Raw genomic sequence first — 22600 nt, forward strand, 5'->3', positions numbered from 1 at the left:
CCGTCGGCCTTGTAGTCGACCAGGGTCGAGAACAGGCCGGCCATCACGGCGGAGCCGTTGGACTCCATCGTGTCACCGGTGAGCAGGGGCTTCTCAGGCTCGCCCAGCGCGACGGAGAAGACTCCGTTCGGGTCAACAGCGCCCTTGGCGTCGCCGCTGTCGCTCTTACCCCCGCCACAGGCGGTTGCAGCAAGGGCAACGATGATCGCGCCCGTTACCCACTTGGCGCTCTTGGCACCGCGCACGGCTTCCTCCTCATAAGTCTGCAACTGAATCTGTGCAGCCATCAGCCGCCCCGGGAGTCCCCGAAGACAGCATCGCCCACAATCGGAACTGAGCATTCGCCAACCGAACGCAGAGCCGAAATGGCGTGATCACATGCCAGGGGATTCAACCGTGTCAACACGGCACGCTGGTAAGTAGTTGCTACTCGACTCACTTCGCAGCTCTTGGCCCGCAGAAGCCGGGCTGCCCGGAAGACGTTCCGCCGCCACGCCGCCGGGCGGCAGCTCCCACATACCGACGCTGCGGCACGGAATGGAGTAGCACTTGCTCTGTCGCACTCACATAAGACTGTGAAAGGGTTCGTGTGAGTCACTCACCCGGCGATTTGTTTCTGACCCGAGTTCGCTCTTCAGTTGACTCCGCAGCCGGCTACACTCAGGTGTGGTCGGCTGCGCCCATCCGCGAAACCGCCCCGGCAGCAGCCTCGCCTCCCGAGCAGTGCTCGAGCGGACGGACGAGAATCCTTCCGCCGCCCCGTGCGACCGGCCAAAGGCCCGCGCATACAAACCGGCTTGGCGCAGCTGAGAACGCGTCCGGATCAGGTCCGCGCTGTCCCGCCCGGTTTGAGTGAGTGGTTCTGCATTGGGCTCGGGGGAGGCGTCTGGCCAATGTTGCCGGTCATCGGCCAGCAGATTATGGCAACGGCTGCGTTCGGGGCGGACTTCGCATTCGCGGACCAGGCCCTGGTGCGGGACGAACCAGCCGAGGGCTGTACGCCATCCATCGGTCCGGTGCAACCCCGAAACCCGGGACACCGTCGCTGCGTCTGGCGGTTCCAGGTCAGTTCCCGGACGGCAAGAACGGGTGCAGCTGGTGCGTGCCCGGGCGGAAGGCGCCATTGACCAGCACGCCGGAACGTCCAACAGGGCCCGGGAGAAGGGTGCTACGGCGTTCGAGACACCTTGAGCGTCCTGGAGCTTACGGCTGGTACCTCTTCCAGGCCCTGGACAAGGCCGCCAGACGCCGCCCAGGCACCGCGAAGGAGGCAGCGGAGTATTCCGATCAGGCCGCCCCCGGTGCCGCTGCTCGTTCTTGCCGCGCCCTGATGCCGGTAGCATGTGGCGAAGCCTCGGCCAGACGCCGCCAGGTGCGCTGATCGCACGGGCAGGGCCGATGCATACCGTCCAAGGTGGAACAGCCGCATGGCGACCGAGATCGTGGCAGCGCGGCCATCGGCGACGAGGAGAAGGCGAAGGGCGCTGCACTGAGGGGCTGTTGAGGCCCGTGTGGCCGCCTGCGCGCAGTTCAGCCTCCCCCGCCATCGCCGCGGGATACCGATGAAAGGGCAGGGTCACGAAGCGGACCCAAGCCTGGTCGCTGTGTGGTCCGCGAAGCCGTAGGCGAACTTCACTCACCCGTTCCCATGCGTGAAAGGCCCTGGTGCCGTCACCGGACTGCGCGGCCGCTTCTGTGTATCACCCGCGCACCCACGCGGCGGCAGCGGTGGGTGGCCGGCGCGATGCCCCGCACTCCGAGGTCACAGCAGGCGTCTGCTGTCGCGTTCTCGCCCAGATCCCGCCCCGCCGGCGAGAGCAGCGGTCTCTCCGGCGGCCATGGCGAGGGCACGTTCGTGCTGACCAGCTCGCGGGAGGAGCGCAGTGATCACGTCGGGATGCGGTTCGGCCTTGTGTGTAGGTGGCCGGGGGGATCCTGGACATGCAATCCTGCAGCGCGGTCGATCAGCGCGCTCGCAGCGGAGTTGCCGGTCCTGCTTTCCCGCCGGAGAGCGGCGGCCGGTCGCGCCCAGGGCCCGGCAGCGGCCGTGCTCACTCCGAAGACGGCGGCCTCCAGAACTGCGCGGCGTTGCACGGCCTGCATCCTCTTCTGTGCGGCGACGCGTCTTCCCGGAGAGCTTGTTGGGCCGTAGGAACGGGCCGTGGCTCCGGGGGAGGGGAGTCCCCGGGAGCCACGGCGCTGTGCCTGGTCGGTCCGTCAGGCGCGGTAGGCGGTCCAGAAGTCCTTCATCCGGGCCGCCTGACCCGAGGTGAACTGGTACATGCAGGCGTCGTAGGTGTAGTCCATGAAGTTGTGGATCGGGTCCACCCCGGACTTGTTGGTGCAGGTGTCACGGCCGGTGGGGCACTCGAACGCGGGGCTCTTCTCGGCCGGGGTGTCGGTCACACGGTCGCCACGGCCGCTGCAGCCGCCCTGGAAGGTGTGGTAGAGGCCCATCCAGTGGCCGACCTCGTGGGTGGCGGTGTCGCCCTCGTCGTAGTTCGTCGCGGAGCCGCCCGGCAGTGAGGTGTCCAGGATGACGACGCCGTCCATCTTCGGCCTGAAGTTGTACGAGTAAGGGAAGGTCGCCCAGCCGAGCAGGCCGCCGCTGAGGTTGGCGGTGTAGATGTTGAGCGCGTTCGCGCCGCCCTTGCGGAGCGTCCTCTTCATCCGGGCCTCGGCGACGGACCCGTCGGACAGGTTGTACCAGTTCGCGTTGTTCGTGTAGTCGGTCGAGACCAGCGAGAAACGGAAGCCCGAGTCCACGTTGCCAGTGCCCTGGCCCGCGAACGCGGCGTTGAGGACGGCGATCTGGTTGCTGACGGCCGTGGCGCTGAGCCTGCCTGCCGATCCGTTGTGGATGACGTGGAAATACACGGGAATAGAGACCGCAGCGGCGGATCCGCGGTCAGCGGCCCGGGCCACCGACATTCTCTTCTCCAGGTCCGCATCCATGATCTCGGCCTGGGCGTCCGTGACCTCGTTCGGCTCGGCCCCGCTGGCGTGGCCCTTCGCCTGGCGGGCGCTGGAGAAGTCGGAAGTGCCGTCCGCGCACTTCTCAGATGAGGCCAGGGCGGCTGCGGAAGGTGCCGACGTTGGGGCGGACAAAGGGGTCAGGGCCAGTGTTCCGGCCATCAATGCGGTGCCGAGCACACGGCGTGACATAAGCGGTGATATACGAGTAAAAGCACGCACCGGTAACTCCTCGTGGTGGGGAGGTACTTCCTCGCCACTTACCGGAGGTTAGGCGGCCATGTCACGTACCGTTGAGGATCGATCAGGCCTATTGATGTGGCGGGCAAATGGGGGAATCGGGAAGAAAAACGTGCGCGGCAGGCAGGTCGCCTGTCTGGTTTCAAAAGTCCGAACTCGCAGCCCGTCACATTCGTATGTTCTACCGTGAACAGAGGGGACGATGGCTGGTAATCGCCGTCGGGGTGCCTGGCGGGGACGCGTCAGCCCGCGGGCTAGCACCCGCTCGGCATGCCGCCTGCCGTTGGCGTGTGCGGTTCGAACACGAGCCTGAGGCCGGCGCGTTGCGGTCCGCCTTGCCGGAGAGCGTGCCGCGTGGACGACCTGCCGGCGGGCGGGCTCGGCACTGACCATCTGAGATTGAGCCCCGGAGTCGTCTCAGCAGGAGTTCGGGTGCAGCCCTTCGTGCTGTGGCGCCTGGCAGCAGCACTGCGCGTACCTGGACTGAGCACACCGCCGCCTGGAGGATCTCCGCATGGCTTCGGCACCCGCCATCGAACTCCGCTCATTCACCTAGCCGGACGCCGTTCCGTGGCGATCTGCTCGACGCGTACGCAGTGGTCCGGGCACCGCTGCCGCACCCGGCGAACGACGCAGTCAGCTCGCTTGGTGAGCGACTGGACCGGGACGGAACCGAGGACGGCTTCCAGGCGGTGCCTGCGTCTGAGGGCGCGCACCCAGTGGACTGCGCCTGCGGCAACCGGATCGAGGACGGAGACTGCTCCTGGCAAAGGACAAACCCGCTGCCCCCCCCCCGCGAGAAGTACAGGGCTGACGCTGCCGTTGCCCTCACGGAGGCCGGTGTCCGCCCCGGACGGCGCGGTAGGGTAGCGGGCAACGAGTCGGGGCCGGCGGGAGAGGTACCGCAAGGTATCCGGAGCGCTGTTGTGAGCCGGGTTCAAGGCGATATCCGATGGGTTCCGGGCTCGGATACCGCACGTCCTTGGGTGCGAACAAGACCGGGTTGCCGGGTTCTGCCGGGCTGAGTACGAGGACCTGCGATTCGTGGCGCGGCTCAGCAAAGCCCGGTACGACCTCGCCACGTCCTCCGGCCGGATCGACGAGAATCGCGGGTTCCTCCTCATGCTGCCCAGCGGAGCCTGGACTGCCACGGAAGATCGCTGGCGGCGCACGCTGCCACGTCTGGCACCGGGTCCGCATGCTGGAACGGCGGGACATCACGGGGCTGGAACGGCGACTCTCCTCGGCATCCGCGTCGGCTTCGCCGTGCTGATCCTGGACAGCAGCGCTGGCTCCTGGCCGACACGAACGAAACGGGTACGGCCGTGCACGCGGTGCGCGGATCTGCGCCCGCACGTCACGGAGCGCGCGGGCGTGACCTCACGGACTGCGCGACCCCACGTCACGGACACCATGCCGCCCGAAACATCCCTGACGGGCCAAGTGAACCGTCCCGACCCTTGGTAGCCGCCGCAGGCCACCACAGGAACTGAGCCCGGCCGCGAGGGGCGCCCTGCCGAGCCGTGAGACGACGAGGTGCCGGCCCCAGCCGTCGGTTGCGTCATCCCAATGCTTCCGCGCCAGAGCGGGTTCTGTTCCCTGCGCCCCGCACCCACGCCGACGAAATCCACACGGAACTCGCCCGGGAGGTCACCACACTCCGGCCGGTGAACCGCGGGGCGCGCCGATGGCAGCAGCACGCATACCACGCCGAGTCCGGTGAAGGCCCCGGCATCCGCCCGGCTGTTGGCGCAGCGCTCGCCCCCGTCCGCCGAACAGGCTGAGTGGGGACAGGCACTGCCGCGCCTTATGCCGCGGGAGAAGGAGTGGGGACGGGTACGGACACCGACTGCGTCGAGCTCGTACCCCTCGTGCCCCAAGAGGTTTCGCTCCGGGGCAACTTGGAGCCCGCACGATGCAACGCCTATACGGCAGGCGCGTGCAGCACGCTAGGCTGGGCGGCAGCCCGTGCCGATATGGCGTGCGCGGGTGAGGCCCGGTGCCCAGATGTGCTCTGGGAGCAGTACCACCGGGCCGCCTATCCTTCCCCCGAGCTCTTGCGGGAGGGGGGCGAAGCCCTCGAAGTCCGGGAGCGCCTCGTCGTGATCACCGCCCCCGGCGCTGGCCCGGGTGGGGGTGACGCACATGGCCGGGCAGTACGGCCAGGACTGACTCCCGCGACGGGTGCTCGAGGGTGACTGTCGCACCCGTGATGGTGCTCGGCGCGCAGTCCGCGAACCTGTGATCCACGGCCGACGGGCAGCGCCCTCGGCATCGGCCAGAGCCTGGACGTGATCGACTTCCCAGTTCCATCACCCCTCGAATCCAGGGTGTTACTGCATGCGTATGCGCATGACCCGTCGACGGGTGTTTTCAGCAAAGTTAGGTAGCTATTACCCGCGTACTGGGAGCGGGGCGGGCGTTTGGTGAGAGGGAGCGTCATTCTCACTACGGGAGGAGGTTGGCAGAGATGTCCCCGTCGTGGCGTGCGGAAGATCTTGCTTGGCCCCTGCCTCCTATCTGCGGAGTTCTCGGTCCTGCTCTTGTCTGGCATCTCCCAGATCCGGAAGCGGCTGAATCTGTTCCGGCTGCCCAGATGACTCTTCGCCGCCGACTGGAACTGTGGACTATCCCCGAGTCGGTTATCCGCACAGCAGAGCGGGTGATCGCAGAGCTTCTCTCCAGCGCCGCCCGGTATCACAGCGGTCCCCTCTTCCTGGAGCTCGCCTACGCCTCCCCCTCCATTGCCATAGCGGTGCGACAGCGCACGGAAACCGGCTGGGCAAGCCCTGCCGGCTCCTGTATCAGCGACCGCGATCTCCATATCGCAGCCACGCTTGCTGACACCCTCCACGTGCAGCGGCTTCCTGACAACACCGGCTACGCCTTCATCACTCTGCTCCAGCAAGCTCCCACTCCTCGACGGAGAGACATCATGAGTCACTCTCTGACCGCTCAAGACCGCTGCGACCGCTGCGGAGCCCAGGCCTACATCCGCGCCCACTTCAGCCACAACCGCGAACTCCTCTTCTGTGCCCATCACGGCCGGCGCTACCGAGCAGCGCTAGAGCTCCGGATTTCCGAATTCCACGACGAAACCCACCGCCTTGCCACTGGTTCCAGCGCTGAAAACCAGCGCACGGCTTCGCACTGATGCTGTTGTCCGCGACGCTTGAATTGCGGCATTGTCAGGTTGAGCCACAGCCGCGAGGAACCTGCGGTGCAGGCCGCTCAGGTTCACGCGGCGGAGGTCTCCGTCATAGCGAAGGCCTCTTCCCAGACCTCCCGCAGGTGCCTGCTGACCAAGGTGCGCGGGACAGGCCACTGGGCCAGGAGGAGGTCGCGGCTGAGGAGGCTGTCAGATCCTCGTGCTGGCCTTCGGCCAGGACAGTGCGGTACACGCCCATCCGCAGACGCGGGCGGTCCACGTTGCGGGCTGGCAGGCCGGACCAGGCAGGGGAGGGTATCCGTGCCGTGGTCGGGGCCGGTGAGCGCCGCCAGGCAGGAGGGCAGCCGACGTGCGTCCGTGGAGCACCGTAGCCGCGGAAGAGCGTGAGCCAGATGGCGCGCCACCATGCCCCCGATCATTCCGTGTCCGAGCCGCCCGGGAAACCGGCAGATACAGTGCAGGACCGATTCAGCACTTGGACGCGGCATCACTCGGTCAGCCACCACTTTGCCGTCGCCCGTTCCTCCGGCCACTGCCTCCTCTTTGCCTGCCCCTGAGATCTCAGAGGACACCTGGCGTTCAGTCCGTCAGGCTCTTCCCCGTAGCCGTTCGGTGCGGCAAGGACGAGCGGAGGGTCTCAGCCAGCAGTGCGCGTTCTTCCAGCCCGGGTCAGGACCAGCCAGGATCCCTTATGGAGACTCCGCCGGACAATACACAGGCACTGACGGCCCCCGCCTGCCGCTGCTGACCCGCTGCGGAGGTCTTGCAGACCACCGGCTGCCTGAGGAGGCTGGAGTGTCTCCCGACCCCACCCACCATGGCTACGCGGCCAGCCAGCTTGCCGCAGGCCCCGCTATGCCGGGTCGCCTCGGCATAGCGGCGGACGGCTGAATGCGGCGGACGTGAGGACCGGCTTGTGCTGCCGAGCATAGCCATCATCGGGAATCCGGTCGCATCCCGACCATGTGGCCAGGACTTGGCACCCGCCTGACTGACCTTGTCTCCTGGGATCACCTTGATCACGGGGCCGGGGTGGCCGCCCCTCTTCTCCGGGAGACGTCACAGCCGTCCCTCACCCGAGAGGACTCCTGACGAGGCGCTGAGAAGACGGCGAGAACTGTGAGCACTGGTCTGGATCCGGCGTCGCGGCGGCGGAAAGCACAGTGCAGTTCCTGCTGTTGGGTGTACCTCGCTGAGTCCGCGCACCCTGCACAGCTCAGTGAAGACCCGAGTGGTGGAATCGGGCGGTCACGCCCGGCGCGGTGCCGTCCTTCAGCTCAGCGCTTTTGCCAGGTTTACGGTGGAATGGTTCCCGTTTGTATGAGTGATCCGAGGGTGACGGCCGTGTCGACGTCGAGTGATGAGATCGCGGGTGCTCCGTGCTGGGTCAGTCTGATGGCCCGGGATCTGGCAGCCGCGCAGCACTTCTACGCTGGCGTCCTGGGCTGGGAATTCCGTGCCAGCAGCCTCGGGGCCGGATTCTCGGTCGCTCTCCACGAGGGCGTGCCTGTCGCGGGAATCGGCGCACTAGCCGAGCGCCTGGACATGCCCGTGGAATGGACGCCTTACTTCGCTGTCGCAGACGCTGACGTCACCGCCGCACGGATCCGTGAACGCGGGGCCACCATGGCCGTAGGCCCCCTTGCCTTCGGCACCGGCCGGGCCGGGCTGGCTGCCGACCCCGCCGGAGCAGTTTTCGGGTTCTGGCAGGGCACCGTGATCCCGGACTGGTCCGTGGGGCGTGGCAGTGCCCCCGCCTGGCTGGAACTGCACACACGCGACGCTTTCGAAGCCTCGATTTTCTACGGGGAGGTTCTTGACTGGGCCGGGGAAGGGTCCGGCTGCTGCGTGACATCCTACGAACACGACCACGTCGTCCTGCGCCATGGCCACGACACCGTCGCGCGTATCAGCGGCGGAGTGGTCGGCGCGGCTCCGGACCCCTCGATCCGCCCGCGCTGGCACCTTCACTTCCCTGTACCGGACCTGGAAGAGGCGATCGAGGCCACGAACAGGCTGGGAGGCGGAGCCGTCGCCCCCGTAGGTACGTCCCCGACAAGCCGATCGGTCGGCCTCACCGACCCCGACGGTGCGCAGTTCACTGTCGTAGCGCCCCGGGACACGTTCACCTGAAGCCTCCATCGCCCCGGAAGAGGAGGGCACACAGACGAGGCCGGCCGCGGCGACCTCGGCTTCGATACGGCGTCTGGATCTCCGGCGGACCTGTCCTGATCCTCGTCGGCACCATCCGGCGCGCAGACCTGGAGGCGGTGTCCGGCCGAACCAATCACCACCTTCTCACGGCAGTGTTCCGGCAGTTCCCTGGCAGGGTACTGATCCGGGGATGCTCACGTCCGGCGTGGAGGAAAGAAGCCGGTGCGCGCCAACCGGGGAGAGAACTCCTCAAGGCGCGTGGACCAGCCCATTGCTGATGAACTCTTTCGCCGTACGCGGCAGTATGACCGGAACCTCGCCACGACCAGGACGCCGCCGTTGCCCTCTTCGGCCTGACCTGGAGTGCCAGTCAGGTCGAGGCCAGACCGCGCGCCTATACAGGACCAGCGCCCAGTGCGTTCACCCCTGCCAGGCAGGGTGCGGGGCCCGTACCTACGCCGTCTGCTGCTGTTGTGCCGAGAGCACACCGCTGGCGAGGAGGACGGCTTCCCACCCCAAGCGGCCTGCGGTGGGGCTCACGTCCGGATGGCGGAGTGTTCCTGAGCTCTTTCTCCGCAGGCGAGGGCGGATCGGACTTGTTGTCCGCGCCGGACGGTTACTGAGGTTTTCGGATTGTCGTCGGGTAGTGACGGTTCATGATCCCTGCGGTATGCCGGTGAGGTGAGGTGTCCAGAGGGCGGGGGCCTGACGGCTGAACGTCGGGCGTTTCGTGAGGGGATCCGGCTTCAGGCCGGCGAAAGGTTCGCCGCGGGTGAGAAGACCGTCGTGATCGCGAAGGTCCTGCGAGTGAGTGTCCGGTCGGTGGAACGCTGGCGTCGTGCCTGGCGCGAGGGCGGCATGGAAGCTCTGCGCTCGGCGGGTCCGGCGAACTCCCCGACTGTCACCGACGCCCAGTTCGCCGTGCTCGAGGAGGAACTGGGCAAGGGCCCGTCGGCGCACGGCTTCGAGGACGAACGCTGGACCCTGGCCCGGGTCCAGATGCTGATCCGGCGGCATCTTCGGGTGAGTCTGTCGGTGGCGACGGTCTGGCGGCTGCTGAAACGGCACGGCTTGTCCTGGCAGGCACCCGCTCGCAGAGCCCTCGAACGTGACGAGCACGCGGTGGGACTGTGGAAGAAGGAGGTGCGGCCGCGGGTAAAAGCCTCGCGGCGGCGTCCGGGGCCTGGATCGTCTTCGAGGACGAAGCCGGCTTCTCGATGACTCCGCCCCGAGCCCGCACCTGGGGCCGGCGCGGGCACACACCTGTCATCCACGTTCGCGGCCGGTCCCGCCGCCGGACCTCAGTCGCTGCCCTGTGCTGCTACAAACCCGGCGAGAACAGCCGTCTCATCCACCGGCCCCGCACCCATCTCCTCCTCAAAGGCGCACGCAAGAGCTTCTCCTGGAAGGACTACCGCGACCTGCTCGTGCGAGCGCACATCCAGCTCGGCGTGCCGACCGTGGTGATCTGGGACAATCTCAATACTCACCTCGCCGCTGGGCTGAAACGGTACGAGGCCGAACACAACTGGCTCACCACCATCCGCCTCCCGGCATACGCACCAGACCTCAGCCCCGTCGAGGCCGTCTGGTCACTCGTGCGCAGGGCCATGGCCAACACGCCCTTCGACACCCCCGACGACCTCGACCGCGTCCTCCGCCGCGAGTGACGCAGAATCCAACTCCGGCCCCACCTCATCGACGGCTGCCTCACCGCCACCAGCCTGACCCTCACACCGCCGACCCACCCTGAAAACGTCAGTAGACGGTGACGCCGATGCTGCGGAGATAGGCCACAGGGTCTGTGTGCGCGTTGTAGGTGTTCTCGGTGCGGATCTCGAGGTGGAGGTGGGGCCCGGTGGAATTTCCGGTGCTGCCTGAGAGCCCGATCTGCTGGCCAGGGGCGGTCCTCTGCCCGGGGACGGCCTCCGTGGAGCTCAGATGGGCGTAGAGGGAGTACATGCCGTCGGCGTGGTGGATGACGACGGAGTTGCCGTATGCGCCGTTCCAGCCGGCAGAGACGACGGTGCCGGAGGCGACGGCTTTGACAGGCGTTCCCGTGTGTACGGCGAAGTCCGCGCCGGTGTGGAAGCCGGCCGCCCAGGACCCGGGCGTGCGGTAGGGGGTGGTGATCGGAGCGTCGACAGGCGCCGAGCCCCTGCCCGAAGCAGGCATGGCGGCGTCGGATGCGGCCGGCGCTGTGCCCGGCTGCTGCGGGGCGATTGTCATCGGTTCGGGCCGGGAGGGCTGGTCGGCGGGCCACGCTAAGGCTGTCCGGACGTGGTTGCGGATCCCGGCGGTCTCGGGCGTTTGCTGTGTGACGGGCTGCCCGGCCCCGGCGGTGAGGCCTGCCTCGACCGAGCAGACGGGCCAGGCACCGGGGCCTTGGACGGCCAGAACCTTTTCCGCGATGGCGATCTGCTGCTCCTTGGTGGCCAGATGCGCGTCTGCCGCGTAGACGTGGCCGCCGAACTCGGCCCAGGTACTGGAGGTGAACTGCAGGCCGCCGTAGAAGCCATTGCCAGTGCTGATGGACCAGTTGCCGCTGCTTTCGCAGGAGGCGACCTGGTCCCAGGTCTGAAGGTCTGCTGCGGAGGCCCTGGACCCGGAGAGGGCGACGGCGACCGGGACGATGGTGCCGACGGTGAAGAGTGAGGCCAGGATGCGGCGGGCGACCGGGAATGCAGGTATGTGGAGCATGGGGACTTCCTTGCAGGAGGTGACCAGTGCATGGCTTGAGCCGGGCACACGGCGATCCGGTGCAGGTGGGCGGGCAGGATGCTGGGAGGGCCGGGGCAGCAGACCTTGGGCGGTCCCGGTGGTACGTGGTGTGGCGCAGGTCTCCGACGGGGCAATGCAGCTCCGTGCCGACGCGGATCCTGTCTATGGCTCGGATGAGCAGTCAGACATCATTTCCGTCCGGGTACTTGCGCCGCGCAACCGACGCCGTGTCCGACCTGACGTGATGACCGGCCGCCCTGTACCGGCTTCTTCGAGTCGATGAACGAGGACGGATCTGGTTGTGGCGAGTGGGCGGCACCCCGTAGAACTGGTGTGTGCCGTGCCGCTGGCAGGCGATGCCTGGCTGGGAGCAGGTGGAGCCGGCTCTTCCGCCGGCGTTCTCACGTCCGGGAAGCAGGCGTGCGCCCGTCCGTTCGCCGTGCTCGTTGATGACGTTGCAGGCACGGATGGCGCAGTCAGCGAAGGGCGCGCACTCTGGCCGACGCCGGTGTACCGGTAGCCTGAGAACTTGCCGATACGGATTCGCCGCCGTTAAGGAGACGCACGTCTCAGATTCCGCAAACGCTGTTGTCTCGGGCCGAGTTAGCGGTCGTCGCGGCACCCGCAGAACAGAGAGGGAGAGCCAGGGGCACTGCCGTGAATTTGCGTAAGCATTGTCAGACCAGTCCTCCTTGGAGTATCGGACCGGGGCTGAGACGTCTGGCTGACTGCTCCTGGCGTCGTTCCTCCTCCGGTAAGCAGAAATCGTAGGCGGCAGTGCCGACCGGGCGACTGAGTAACCAATGCTTTGATGGCGGCAAACCATTTAGCCGGATTTATGATCTTGTGTGGAATGGGATGCCGCGTCATGCGAATGGGGGAATGAGGGTGTACATCGCATCGCCTGGTGCAGCCCGGAAGTCCACGCGGTTGCCTCAGATACGCGGCAGGCGCGGGTCACACATTGGGCGGTTGGGGGTGCGCGGGCCCGCGCGCTCCCATGTACGAGGGCGCGCCTGCCATGGTCCCCGCCGTCCGGGATGCGGGCCGCTTCCCAGGTGCGAACGACTCCTTGCAGTATCAGCGCTGCTTTGCCACGAGTCACCTCTTCAGTGCGGTCATTTCCAGCGGGAGCGCTGGTATCCGCCCGCGAACACCGGCACCCGCTCCGGGCCGGAAAACGCCCTCCGCCCCGAACCGCACCTGGGCTGTACGTGCGGCGCCCTCCACGTACAGGCGGGCGCCCAGCCGGTCGCGGTCCGGGACTCCGCCGGCCCGCCGTCCACCCTCAAAATGTCCCGGTACTGGAAGCTGCCGCGCGTCCAGCCGTGCAGGCCTGCGACGGCATTTCCCGCGGGGAGCACATGGGCGTGCGCCCCCTGAGGGGGCCTGCGCATTTCGAGGGCGCCGTCCGTCGCCCCGTCGAAGGCATTCTCGCTCCCGGGCCCCCGCTGCGCTGACAAGGCGGGTGGCCTTCTGCACGGCCGGCTCGGCTCTTGTCGCCTCGGCGATGGCTGGGGCCGGCGCGGCGGGCAGCCGTGCGGCGTGTGACCATGCAGAACTGCCCTCCAGCCGGTGCATCGAGCAGGCGTCTCAGTCGCAAGCATGTGAACTTTGAATGCCCTCTTGAGGAACACCGGCGCGGAAATGGCTGGCGCCCGCCACATCTCGATTGTTGGCAAATCCAACTAAATCGGACTTCAGTAACAGGGTGCCCACAATCGGGTCAATGCTCAGGGTCGTCCAGATCTGGTGGCGCCGAGATTCCCAGTATCGAGTACTCAGTTGGCCGTCAATCGCCAGCGCTACTTTCGAGGCATGAGTGAAAATGCCCTCCAGCTTTCTGTCATGGCTCCTGCCGTGCCACGTGACAGCCTCAAGTCCAGCGCCCTGAGGCGTGCAGCTGGAGTGCTCATTGCTAGCGCAGCAGTGTCCCTCACTCTCATCACCCCCTCCCATGCTGCACAGTCAGAGATCCCGGTGTGCTCTGCATGCTCGGTAGACATCAAAACGAAGACCGGGCTCTGAGCGCCTCTCTCGGCAGGGATGGGTGGACGCGTGATGAGCCAGGGACGCTCTAGATCGGGTTGCACCAGGCTGCGGTGCGCGCATTTCCCCGGCGTAGGTGGGGTGCTGAAGGATGAGCCGCTCTGGGTGGAGACGTTCACGGGTCTGCGTATCCGGCAGTTCGAGCGGCTGCTGAAGGTGGTCCGGGATCGGGGCGGGGACAGCCCTGCTCGTGGCCGGCCGTGGTATCTGCCTCTGGCGGACCGGGTGCTGCTGGTGGCCGCCTACTACCGCACGAACCTTACGATGAGGCAGCTTGCGCCGCTGTTCGATGTCTCACCCGCGACGGTGTGCCGGGTCATCCAGCGGCTGCGGCCGCTTCTGGCTATCGAGTCGGCCCCCCGCCCGGCCGGCTCGATGGAACGGCTGTGGATCGTGGACGGCGTCCTCGTCCCGGTCCGTGGGCGGAAGACCGGCACATCCTCACGTGACTGCCGGTTCTCGGCGAATGTGCAGGTCATCATCGATACCGGCGTCAGACTCGTGATTGCGGTGGCCAGTCCAGTGCCCGGCAACACCGCCGATGCGAGGGCGTGACCGTGCCGGCCGATGTCAATGCAAGACAACGCAGAACACTGCAAAGTCAGAGCCCGTGCCGAGCACACCTTCGCCCGCATGAAGCACTACAAGATCCTCCGCGACTGCCGACAGTGCGCCAACAGCCTCCACCACGTGGTCCAGCCAGTCGCCCACATGCGCAACCTCGCCCCGCCCGCATGACCAGACACGCCACGATCCTGGCTCCGACCTGCCCCGACGCGGCCTTCTGTACCACGCCTTACGATCTCGTGCACGGCAGGCGGTGAGACGTCGAGGACGACGGCGGGGCTCGGTGTCCACCTCTTCTGCGCGGGGATCAGGTCTGCGGTCTGCTGATGGGAGAACAGGCTGGCGACAGTCTGAACGGAGTTGCCCATGTACTCGCGGCGGCCGAGGTGGCGGGAACAGGGGCGCCAGTTCTTGAGGTGGGCGATGCTGTGCTCGACCCGGATGCGGCGTCAGGAGTGCGCCTTGCGCTGCCGCTCGTATAGCTTCTCGCACCAGTCTGGGGCGTTCTTCTTGAACTTGCGGTGCGGCGGTGTAACCATATGTCCGCCGGTCTGGGCGCTGAGGCCCTGGTAGCCGGCATCGGCAAGGACCTCGGCCGCGGGCCCGTCGGCCAGCAGCTTGGTCAGTCCTATCTGGCGGGCGTGGACGATGTCCGCGCAGCTTCCGGGTGTGGTCGGGCTGCACCACGGCACGCGTCCCTCGCCGTCCATGACCACCATGGACTTGACGGGCGTTCTGCTTGTTCTTGCCGGAGACGTACTTGTCCCGGTCCTTGCTTCCTGCGACGAGCCGCCGGACCCGGATCTCAGTGCCGTCGATGATGCCGGTCTTCCCGCTGGCACTGAGGTGCTCGACGACCTCGGCCAGGGTCCGCAGCCGCACGTCGGGACTGTCGGCGCACTCTCGCTCGGCAAGCCGGGGCCGCACCTCACCGACGGCCCAGGTGATTCTCTGCAGCGACATGTGCGACCGGACGGCCGGACAGGACAGGACACGTTCGCCCAGGATCCGTCTGCCGTGAACGGTCAGACGGGCACTACGGTGGGACACGAAGACCTCCGTGTGCCGTGTGGGCCTAGACACCTCCACCGCACCGGAAGTCTTCACCATGATCAAGATCCAACCCTCGGAGCGCTCACTGCATGTCCAGGTCGCCGATTTGCTCGGTGTCTCCGGGGAGTCCGTTCGGAGCTGGGTGATGCAGTCAGAGATCGACGTAGGCCAGGCCGCAGATGCCAGCACGGACGAGCGCGAGGAACTGCGCAGGCTGCGGGCGAAGAACATGTACCTCCGCCAGTTCAAACGGCTCCGGACCCGCTACGAGATGCGGGCCGGCATCCCTCCGCAGTCCCGGCTCGCCTGCAGCAGCATCTGCTTGCGACGACTCTGACCTCATTCTGCAGGCGTTCGTGACGGGACTTGAACTGCTTGAACGGACGGCATGAGCACAGCCCGGCTGTCTATCCCCTCGGAGTGTGGAGACCTGTTCTATGCGGCCAGCCCCACGGTGAGGCCGGCTCGGTGTTCCCGTTCGTAGTCGATCGGGCTTTTGAACCCGCACACGCTGTGTAGCCGACGGGCGTTGTAGAAGTCCGTGATCCAGGTAGCGATCCGGATCCGCGCCTGGGCCCGCGTCGCGAAAGTGTGCCGGTGGATGTACTCGACCTTCAGCACGCTGTTGAACGCCTCGCTCACGGCATTGTCGAAGCAAGATCCGACCCTGCCCATAGACTGGAAAACGCCCAGCTTGCGGCAGGTGCGGCCGAACTTCCGCGACCCATATTCCGAGCCCCTGTCGCTGTGGAAGATCACGCCGCGCACGTCGCCACCGCGGGTGGCCGCGGCCATGTTTTCGCGGCCACCCCATGGGCGCCCATCGCATAGCCAAGCAGGCGCCGCGAGAACAGGTCGATGACCGTCGCCAGGTAGACCTTGCCCTCGCCGGTGACGATCTCGGTCATGTCGCCTGCCCAGACGAGATCAGGTTCCTCCACGGTGAAGTCCCGCTTCACGTGATCGGGAGCCGCCGGACACTTACCTGGCCTGGTCAGGCCCCGACGCTGCCTCACCACCCGTGCGGCCAGGCCGAGTTCGGCCATCAGCTTCGCGACCGTGTTCACCGATACCCGCCACCCTTGCCGCACCAGCAGGATGAAGATCTTCGGTGACCCGTAGGTACCGCCGGACTCGGCGAAGATCTTCCTGATCTCGACGGCCAGTTCCTGTCTTCGCAGCTGACGCGGGGTGGGCCCACGATCACGCCACTTGTAGAACCACGACTCGGAAACCCCCAGCACCGCACAGGACACGCGGTGCGGGATGCCGTACTCGACCCTCTGGCTACCGATGAACGCCGCCACCTCGGCCGGCGCGGCCGCGGTCACTTCACCCAGAGGGCCGTGCATCGCTTGAAGACATCACGCTCCATCTCAAGCTCCTTGATCCGCATGGACTTCTCCGCGTCCTGCCTGCGCAGACGCCGCAGTTCCTCCCGCTCGGGCTCGCTCAGCGAGCCCGAGCGGGCAACCGGATCGGACGACTTCCTCGCTCTGGACATCCACGTCCCCAAGGTCCCCTCACTGACACCCAGATCCCTGGCGACCTGCGCGATCGGCTTCCCCGTCTCCATCACGATCCGTACCGCACCCTCACGAAACTCAGGATCGTACTTCCGACGCTTCGGTGCTGCCATGACCCAACTTCCCCTGCAGTCACGGCCTCCACGCTACGATGGGACCCTCAGGCGGCGCCTGAAGTCATTCCTATAGCAGTTCTTAGGGAAGTGCTGGGGTGCCCAGCCGAGGTACGTGGCGCCCCAGGTGGTTTCGATGTCGGTGGCGTTGGCGACGTCGATGTAACCGCGGCGGCGGATGTCGTTGGAGGCGATCTTTCCGTCTCCGAGGTAGAGCGCGACGTGACCGGCTCGCTGTCCGGTGTCCCAGTACATCAGTGCTCCGGGTGGGGGAGTGCGGTTGCGGTCGTGGCGCATGGTGGCCGGCGTCTGCTGGTAGTGGTCGACGGCGTACTGGACGCCGGAGTAGGACCAGCCGTAGGTGCGGGCGACGAACGCGAGGCAGGCCCGGTACCAGTTCCGGCCCCCGCCAGCGGCCTCCTGGCGCGCCCAGTCGATTGCTGCAGCTGTCGAGCGGGGGTTCTTGACTGAAGCAGGCCAGTTGGCGAGCCCGTCGTGGAAGGTTCTCCCTCCCGGTGATGTGCCGGCTGTGCCGGAGCCGGAAGTCGTGAGCTGGTCGTAGGTGCGCACGTGCGCACTGACCTCGTCCGCATAGGCCCCGGACTGGTTGTAGCGGAGCACCGCTCTGCGTAACTGAGCCTCGTCGGTGAGGTCGCTGCTTCCTGTACCGCAGAGGTAGACGGCGGTGGCCTGGGCGGCGTCGAAAGAGTTGTGGGGGTCTTTGACTGTGTCGTCGTTGCCGTCCTGTCCGGAGGGGCCCTGCCAGGTGGAGGGGATGAATTGCATCGGTCCGACCGCCCGGTCGTACAGCGGGTCGCCGTCCAGGATGCCGCCGTCGGTGTCGCTGTGGACGCTGGTGTTGCCGCCGGCCCCCGACCCGTTGAGCCGCACGCCGAAGATTCTGGGCGTCACGTCGCCATTCGCCGCGACTTGGCGTCCGGCGGCGTGGCCGGACTCGACCTTGCCGATGCCCGCGATGACGGACCAGCGCATCCCCGCGCACTTCGGTCGGAGCGTGGTGATGGTGTGCGCGGCCTTGACGTAGGCGCTGAGGACGACCGGGCCGATCCCGGGGACGCTGGACGGCGTCGCGCCTGTCGGCCCTTGGGCAGAGCTTTTGCTCTCCTTCTCGTGGCCGGTTGCCCCGCTGGCTACGGCGGCGATGAACAGGATGAGGAGTCCGACGGTGAACGCCAGCGGGGCGAGCACGACCGTACCGACGGTCAGGGCCGTCTTCGTTGACGCGCTCATGGCCGGCCCGGGCGGCGCGGCGTCGGCCTTACAGGGGGCATCTTGCGGGCGGGGCGGGGTGCGGGCCGTGGCGGAGTCGGCCGCGCGGCCGGGGTGGTGTCTGTGCCGGGGGTGACGTCTGCGGGGGACCAGCATCGCCTGGTACGAAGGCCCCCGCTCGGTCGTCACCTCCAGCCACCTGCGCGCGAACGCCCCGCCACGCCTGCACCCACTGCTCCGCTACCAACCGCAGCAGCGCAACGCTTCGGCTGCGCCGCTTGCGCCACGCCACCACCGAAACCCCGGCCGCAGAGCGGGACTCCTCATGCACCTCACCCGCGATCTGGCGCGCCCGCGTCCGCGTCAGCAAGCCCTTCTGCATCCCCCACAGCAGCAGCTCGGCCTGCGCCGCATCCAACTCTGCGGCGGAGTCCGCAAGTCCACCGGCCATGGCCTGCTCCGCCAGGGCGTTGCGGCACGCGGTCTCCGCAACATTCTCGGCACCCGGAACTTCCACCAGCGCCGGATTACGACTTCCGCGCCGCGGCCTCCTCGAGTAGTCGGTACTCAGGCGCGCGGTGGGCTTCCCTGCGGACCCTCGAAGAGCCAGGCGCACATTCATGGGCGGAACGACTATCGAAAGGCTCTGCATTGTCTGAAGAGAACCTGGGTGCCATCCAGTCTCATTGCGCTGAGAGCCCGTCTGCCCTGGAACGTGATGCGGACAGACTTATCGATGCTACTACCGCTGAACACTTTTCGGGCGCGCTCGCCCCATCGCTCTATGAAACGCTCGCGGTGATCGCCTGCCTGCACAGTACGCGAGGCTTTGGGGAGTGGAGCGAATCATCTATACGAAGTGCGCTGTCCGATGTTATAGCGAAGCAATCCCCTGAGGGATGGTGGGGAAGTGATCCCCGCGTTCCGTTCCTTCCGGACCGGGTGATCACCACCCTTGCAGCGCTCGACGCAGCGGACGTTCACGGCATGCTTCCGGATGCGGTGTTCCAGCGGGCGCGGCAATTTCTCGTGCAGTTCGCTGTCCCTTCCCTGGATTCCAGGGAGAACAAGAAGCCGATTGCCTACGATGCCCTGACGGCCGAACTCCTGGTCCGGCTGGCTACACGGGGGCGCCCGATCCTCGGGCAGGACCAGCTTGCCGGGATAGCCGCTCGCTGCCGAAGCGCGATCGAGGGAAAAATTCCGTTGCTTCTGGGAGCTCCCGGCACGATTCACAGCAGCCTGGACGCTCTGGGCAGCACGGATGTCGACTGGCATGCCGTTGCCCGCTTCCAGGGCGAGGACGGATCGATGGGCAGCTACCCGTCGAGCACTGCTGCGCTCTTGCGCAACGTGCCCGCTGGTTCGCAGCCCGCCCTCGGCGCCCTGCGATACCTGGCAGGGGCGATGAACGACCGCGGCGAGGTTCCGCCGTTCTTCCCATCCGAGGAATTCGAGCGCTGGTGGGTCCTGCTTGCCCTTGCTCAGTCTCCCCTCAGGGAGCGCTGCCTGGTACCCGGCATTGATGCCGGCGGTGTCCCGCCCCAGGGGCTGGCTGTCAGTTCGCGCTTCGCTCTGCCAGATGTGGATACCGCCGCTATGAAGGCTGCCACGCTCCTAAGCCTCGGCTATAGCGTCAGCCTTGATTTCCTGGACCGGTTCCATGTCGACGGCGTGTTCGTTTGCTATGAGAACGAACGGAGAACGTCCCCGAGCGCCAACATTCATGCGGCCATGGCTATCGCGCTGGCTCCCTTGCAGCATTACACAGCAGAGCGGGCAAGGATGCTGGCAAATTCTCTCTCTCCGGTTGTGCAGGCCATCGAAGAAGATGGATTCGTCGAAGACAAGTGGCACCTGTCCGACATTTATTCGACAGCGCACGCGATCGAGCTTTTCATAATTCTGGCATCCATGTCGAATCCCATTCCAGGGATGCGCGGAAAGCACCTCAAGGAGCTGATGATTACGTGCATAAAGTATGTTCTTTCTCTGCACCATGATGATGGCGGGTTCGGCATCGGTGTATCGACCGTGGAAGAGTCCGGATATGCACTCCGCGCTTTATGTATGGCCAGAATCAGCGGACTATGTGATATTCCCGATATGGCTTTAGTGGCCGCCGGTAGATTCCTGGAGGGTGCATCGGAAGAAAGCGACCCGCCGCTGTGGATGGGAAAAACCCTGTACCGATCCCCTCTCATCGCCGGTGCGCAACGGGTGAGCGCACGTGCGTGGCTATCAGCCACAGGTATCCGGCCCAGAGAATGACGAAGAACCGCAACGACAGGACAGAGGAGCCCGGCAACGGAGAGAAAGGGGGCATCACGATGGACCAGGCACAACCTTCCCACCTTGCTGCAGCCACGTCATGGCTCGAGCAAGGAAGGACTCTGTGCGTGCCGCCGCTGCAGGCCGCAGTGGCCAGGCTTGCCGCCCCTATGGACCGCATCGCCGCATACCACTTCGGCTGGACTGACCAGTACGGCCGGCCGGGCGGCGTATACGGAGGAAAAACCGCGCGCGCGGCGCTGGCGGTGCTGTCAGCAGAAGCGGCGGGAGCCGCGCCGACCGTCGCCATCCCGGGCGGCATCGCAGTGGAACTGGTCCACAACTTCTCGCTTCTCCATGACGACTTCATGGACGGTGACACGGAACGACGCCACCGGCCCGCCGCATGGACCGTCTTCGGCGGGACCTGGGCCATCTTGACCGGGGATGCTCTGCTCGCCCTCGCCCCGCAAGTGCTGTGGGAGCAGGGGGCCCCTTCGGTAGCAGCCCAGGCTGTCAAACGCCTCACGGACACGAACTGCCAGATGGTCGACGGGCAGGCGCGCGACCTGGCTTTCGAACAACGTGACCACGTCGACATCTCGGAGTGCCTGCAGATGGAGGCGGAGAAGACTGCCTCCCTGCTCGGACTGTCGGCGTGTATCGGCGCCGTACTGTCCGGCGCCGAAGACACGATGGTGGAGGCGCTCGAACGCTACGGCCATCACCTTGGCATGGCCTTCCAGGCCGTCGACGACCTGCTGGGTATCTGGGGACCGGCGGACGCAACAGGCAAGACTGCCTGGAGCGACTTGCGGCGCCGGAAGAAGACGCTCCCGGTCTTAGCCGCTCTCGCCGAAGGCGGAGACGCCTCACGGCAACTGGCGGATCAGCTGTCCAACCCGGCAGACCGAGGTGCTGAGTCCGACTCACTGCTCGCGCTGCGCGCACTGCTTATCGAGAAGGCAGGAGGTAGGAACTGGACTGAGCGGCAAGTCCGCTGGCACCACGAGGCTGCCCTCAATGCGCTCGACGACGTTCCGATACCACAGCGCACGCGAAAGAAGCTAACTGATTTCAGCGAGACCTTGATGACAAGAGTCAGATAGTCCACCGAAGAGAAGAAGGTGCCGGGGAATTCTGGAGCATCATTGTGTACCGCAGGCACCGCTTCGCGCACACTCGGGGCATCGTGAAGCCGGGCCACGCCGAGGTCAGTGTAAGTAAGTTCAACACCGCGTCGCCACGGTGCTGCGACGGATCAGGCCGGGACCCTACTGCGAACGTGACAGGCTGGAGCAGCCGCAGCTGAAAAGGGAGACCTCTCTGTGAGTTCACGAAGAAGAGCAATGGGAGCATATGCAAGGCTCCTCAAGATCAACGTCCCCGAGCTGTCCCTGTATCCTCTGATTTCTTTTGGCCTCACGGCCGCCCATATCCAAGAGGCGCGCTACTGGCTGATCAATGCAGGGTTCCTCCTGTTTATATTCTGCTGTTCAGCAGTGTCTATATCCCTGGACGACCTGAACGGGTACATCGACGGGGTCGATCGGCTCGATACACTCACGGCTAAACGCAACATCAACAAGCCGCTGCTGACCGGAGAGCTCAAACAGTCCGATGTCCGACGCGCGGCGGCATGTGCCGTATTGCTGGGATTCCTGCTTCTGGTTCTCGTCTCTGCCCAGACGCGAACACCAGCTCTCTCCGCCCTGCTGATGATCGCTCTCATGCTCTATTCCGCACAGTACTCGGCAGGCTTGAAACTGAGCTACCGAGGGCTCGGGGAAGTCGTACTGATACTTGGGATACCAGCTTCCATCTGCCTGCCAATCTGGCTCCTGACAGGGTCGGTGCAGCCTGCGGCCGCAACTGCGGCCGCCATGATGGGCCTCCCGTATGCAGCCCAGATAGTGATATCTAATCTCATGGACCATGACGGCGACAAGGAAGCAGGTCGACTCACCCTCACAATCGTGATGGGGCCGAAAAGAGCTGCTGCCGTCCTCCCCGTGCTCCTGCTCGCCCTCTTCTGGGTGATCTGGGTTGCGGGCATTCACACACACATTCTTCCCAGCGTGGCAATTTTCTGGATTGCTCTGCTCCCGTTTCACGTGAAATACATCCTTCTCATTCGAGATTCAGAGTACGCAAATGCCAGGCTGCTTTCTTTCATGGCGATACGCTTCAAACTTCTTCTCGTGATGGCCACCACGCTTCTCGCTAGAATCGCTCTCTGATTCGATTATTCTGTGCGCAGCAATGAGACCCGGAGATGCATGTCAGTCAAGCGGCGCCGGGCTGCTTCCCCCTGCTTGCCCAGTATCACGAAAGGCTGCTGGGGGACGAACTGGCCCTGATCCTGGGGCCGCGGGCTGCTGGGCCTGAGGCTGGCTGATCTGCTAGGGGCTTGCAGGGAATCAAGGTGTTGCTTCCCGCTCGGAAGCTCGTTGCTGTGGTATGCGCATCCCGGACGAGACTCGTAGCCGACTCTCAGTGAGCCGTTTTCATCCTGCAGCTATGCTGGATGAAAA

At 66.0% G+C, this 22600-nt stretch carries 14 protein-coding genes and 3 pseudogenes; 9 read left to right on the plus strand and 8 right to left on the minus strand.

Annotated features, from left to right (window positions below):
- Both ACFQ79_RS34285 and ACFQ79_RS34290 read right to left on the minus strand, forming a co-directional pair.
- Nucleotides 1-245, minus strand: a pseudogene (locus ACFQ79_RS34285) (ABC transporter substrate-binding protein); the annotation flags it as partial.
- 1972 nt (nucleotides 246-2217) lie between these two features.
- Entirely contained in the window at nucleotides 2218-3165 is a 948-nt protein-coding gene (locus tag ACFQ79_RS34290; RefSeq protein WP_383590696.1) for a zinc metalloprotease, read from the minus strand.
- Between the two features lie 2983 nt (nucleotides 3166-6148).
- Between ACFQ79_RS34290 and ACFQ79_RS34295 the strand changes: the two genes are divergently transcribed.
- The 4 genes from ACFQ79_RS34295 (at nucleotide 6149) to ACFQ79_RS34310 (ending at nucleotide 10206) form a co-directional block, all read left to right on the plus strand.
- The gene (locus ACFQ79_RS34295) at nucleotides 6149-6367 is read left to right on the plus strand and encodes a hypothetical protein (protein ID WP_383590716.1); all 219 of its coding nucleotides are present in this window, start codon (nucleotides 6149-6151) and stop codon (nucleotides 6365-6367) included.
- A 1410-nt stretch (nucleotides 6368-7777) separates the two neighbouring features.
- Nucleotides 7778-8515: a VOC family protein gene (locus tag ACFQ79_RS34300; protein WP_383590718.1), complete on the plus strand. Its 738-nt coding sequence runs from the start codon at nucleotides 7778-7780 to the stop codon at nucleotides 8513-8515.
- Between the two features lie 702 nt (nucleotides 8516-9217).
- The gene (locus ACFQ79_RS34305; RefSeq protein ID WP_383590698.1) at nucleotides 9218-9757 is read left to right on the plus strand and encodes a winged helix-turn-helix domain-containing protein; all 540 of its coding nucleotides are present in this window, start codon (nucleotides 9218-9220) and stop codon (nucleotides 9755-9757) included.
- A complete protein-coding gene (locus ACFQ79_RS34310) occupies nucleotides 9754-10206 on the plus strand; it encodes a transposase (protein WP_383590700.1) in 453 nt (150 codons plus the stop codon). Before ACFQ79_RS34305 ends, ACFQ79_RS34310 begins: the two co-directional genes overlap by 4 nt.
- 88 nt (nucleotides 10207-10294) lie before the next feature.
- Here the strand turns inward: ACFQ79_RS34310 and ACFQ79_RS34315 are convergent, their stop codons facing one another.
- Nucleotides 10295-11236 (minus strand): transglycosylase family protein, encoded by a 942-nt coding sequence (locus ACFQ79_RS34315; protein ID WP_383590702.1) that lies wholly within the window; start codon nucleotides 11234-11236, stop codon nucleotides 10295-10297.
- 2082 nt (nucleotides 11237-13318) lie between these two features.
- Between ACFQ79_RS34315 and ACFQ79_RS34320 the strand changes: the two are divergent.
- Nucleotides 13319-14044 (plus strand): annotated as a pseudogene (locus tag ACFQ79_RS34320) (transposase family protein).
- Between the two features lie 278 nt (nucleotides 14045-14322).
- Here ACFQ79_RS34320 and ACFQ79_RS34325 read toward each other — a convergent pair.
- Entirely contained in the window at nucleotides 14323-14592 is a 270-nt protein-coding gene (locus ACFQ79_RS34325; protein ID WP_383590704.1) for a transposase family protein, read from the minus strand.
- 566 nt (nucleotides 14593-15158) lie between these two features.
- Between ACFQ79_RS34325 and ACFQ79_RS34330 the strand changes: the two are divergent.
- A pseudogene (locus ACFQ79_RS34330) lies at nucleotides 15159-15263 on the plus strand (IS5/IS1182 family transposase); the annotation flags it as partial.
- Between the two features lie 98 nt (nucleotides 15264-15361).
- Here the strand turns inward: ACFQ79_RS34330 and ACFQ79_RS34335 are convergent.
- Genes ACFQ79_RS34335 through ACFQ79_RS34350 form a run of 4 tightly spaced genes read right to left on the minus strand, consistent with a single transcriptional unit; the run spans nucleotide 15362 to nucleotide 17774 of the window.
- Nucleotides 15362-15721 carry a transposase gene (locus ACFQ79_RS34335; protein ID WP_383590705.1) on the minus strand — a complete coding sequence of 120 codons (360 nt, stop codon included), beginning with the start codon at nucleotides 15719-15721 and terminating at the stop codon, nucleotides 15362-15364.
- The gene (locus tag ACFQ79_RS34340) at nucleotides 15682-16278 is read right to left on the minus strand and encodes an IS3 family transposase (protein ID WP_383590707.1); all 597 of its coding nucleotides are present in this window, start codon (nucleotides 16276-16278) and stop codon (nucleotides 15682-15684) included. The genes ACFQ79_RS34335 and ACFQ79_RS34340 overlap by 40 nt, the downstream gene beginning before the upstream one ends.
- On the minus strand, nucleotides 16254-16565 hold the full coding sequence (locus tag ACFQ79_RS34345) for a transposase (RefSeq protein WP_383590709.1): 312 nt from the start codon (nucleotides 16563-16565) through the stop codon (nucleotides 16254-16256). Before ACFQ79_RS34345 ends, ACFQ79_RS34340 begins: the two co-directional genes overlap by 25 nt.
- A 33-nt stretch (nucleotides 16566-16598) precedes the next feature.
- The gene (locus ACFQ79_RS34350; RefSeq protein WP_383590711.1) at nucleotides 16599-17774 is read right to left on the minus strand and encodes an NlpC/P60 family protein; all 1176 of its coding nucleotides are present in this window, start codon (nucleotides 17772-17774) and stop codon (nucleotides 16599-16601) included.
- 672 nt (nucleotides 17775-18446) lie between these two features.
- On the opposite strand from ACFQ79_RS34350, the gene ACFQ79_RS34355 reads away from it, so the two are divergent.
- The 3 genes from ACFQ79_RS34355 (at nucleotide 18447) to ACFQ79_RS34365 (ending at nucleotide 22306) form a co-directional block, all read left to right on the plus strand.
- Entirely contained in the window at nucleotides 18447-20066 is a 1620-nt protein-coding gene (locus ACFQ79_RS34355; RefSeq protein WP_383590713.1) for a hypothetical protein, read from the plus strand.
- Between the two features lie 59 nt (nucleotides 20067-20125).
- On the plus strand, nucleotides 20126-21175 hold the full coding sequence (locus ACFQ79_RS34360) for a polyprenyl synthetase family protein (protein ID WP_383590720.1): 1050 nt from the start codon (nucleotides 20126-20128) through the stop codon (nucleotides 21173-21175).
- A gap of 240 nt (nucleotides 21176-21415) precedes the next feature.
- Nucleotides 21416-22306 (plus strand): UbiA family prenyltransferase, encoded by an 891-nt coding sequence (locus ACFQ79_RS34365; RefSeq protein ID WP_383590715.1) that lies wholly within the window; start codon nucleotides 21416-21418, stop codon nucleotides 22304-22306.
- The last annotated feature ends 294 nt before the right edge of the window (nucleotides 22307-22600 follow it).

Origin of the sequence: Streptomyces sp. NPDC056480 (assembly GCF_042795405.1) — a bacterium.
Taxonomy (GTDB): domain Bacteria; phylum Actinomycetota; class Actinomycetes; order Streptomycetales; family Streptomycetaceae; genus Streptomyces.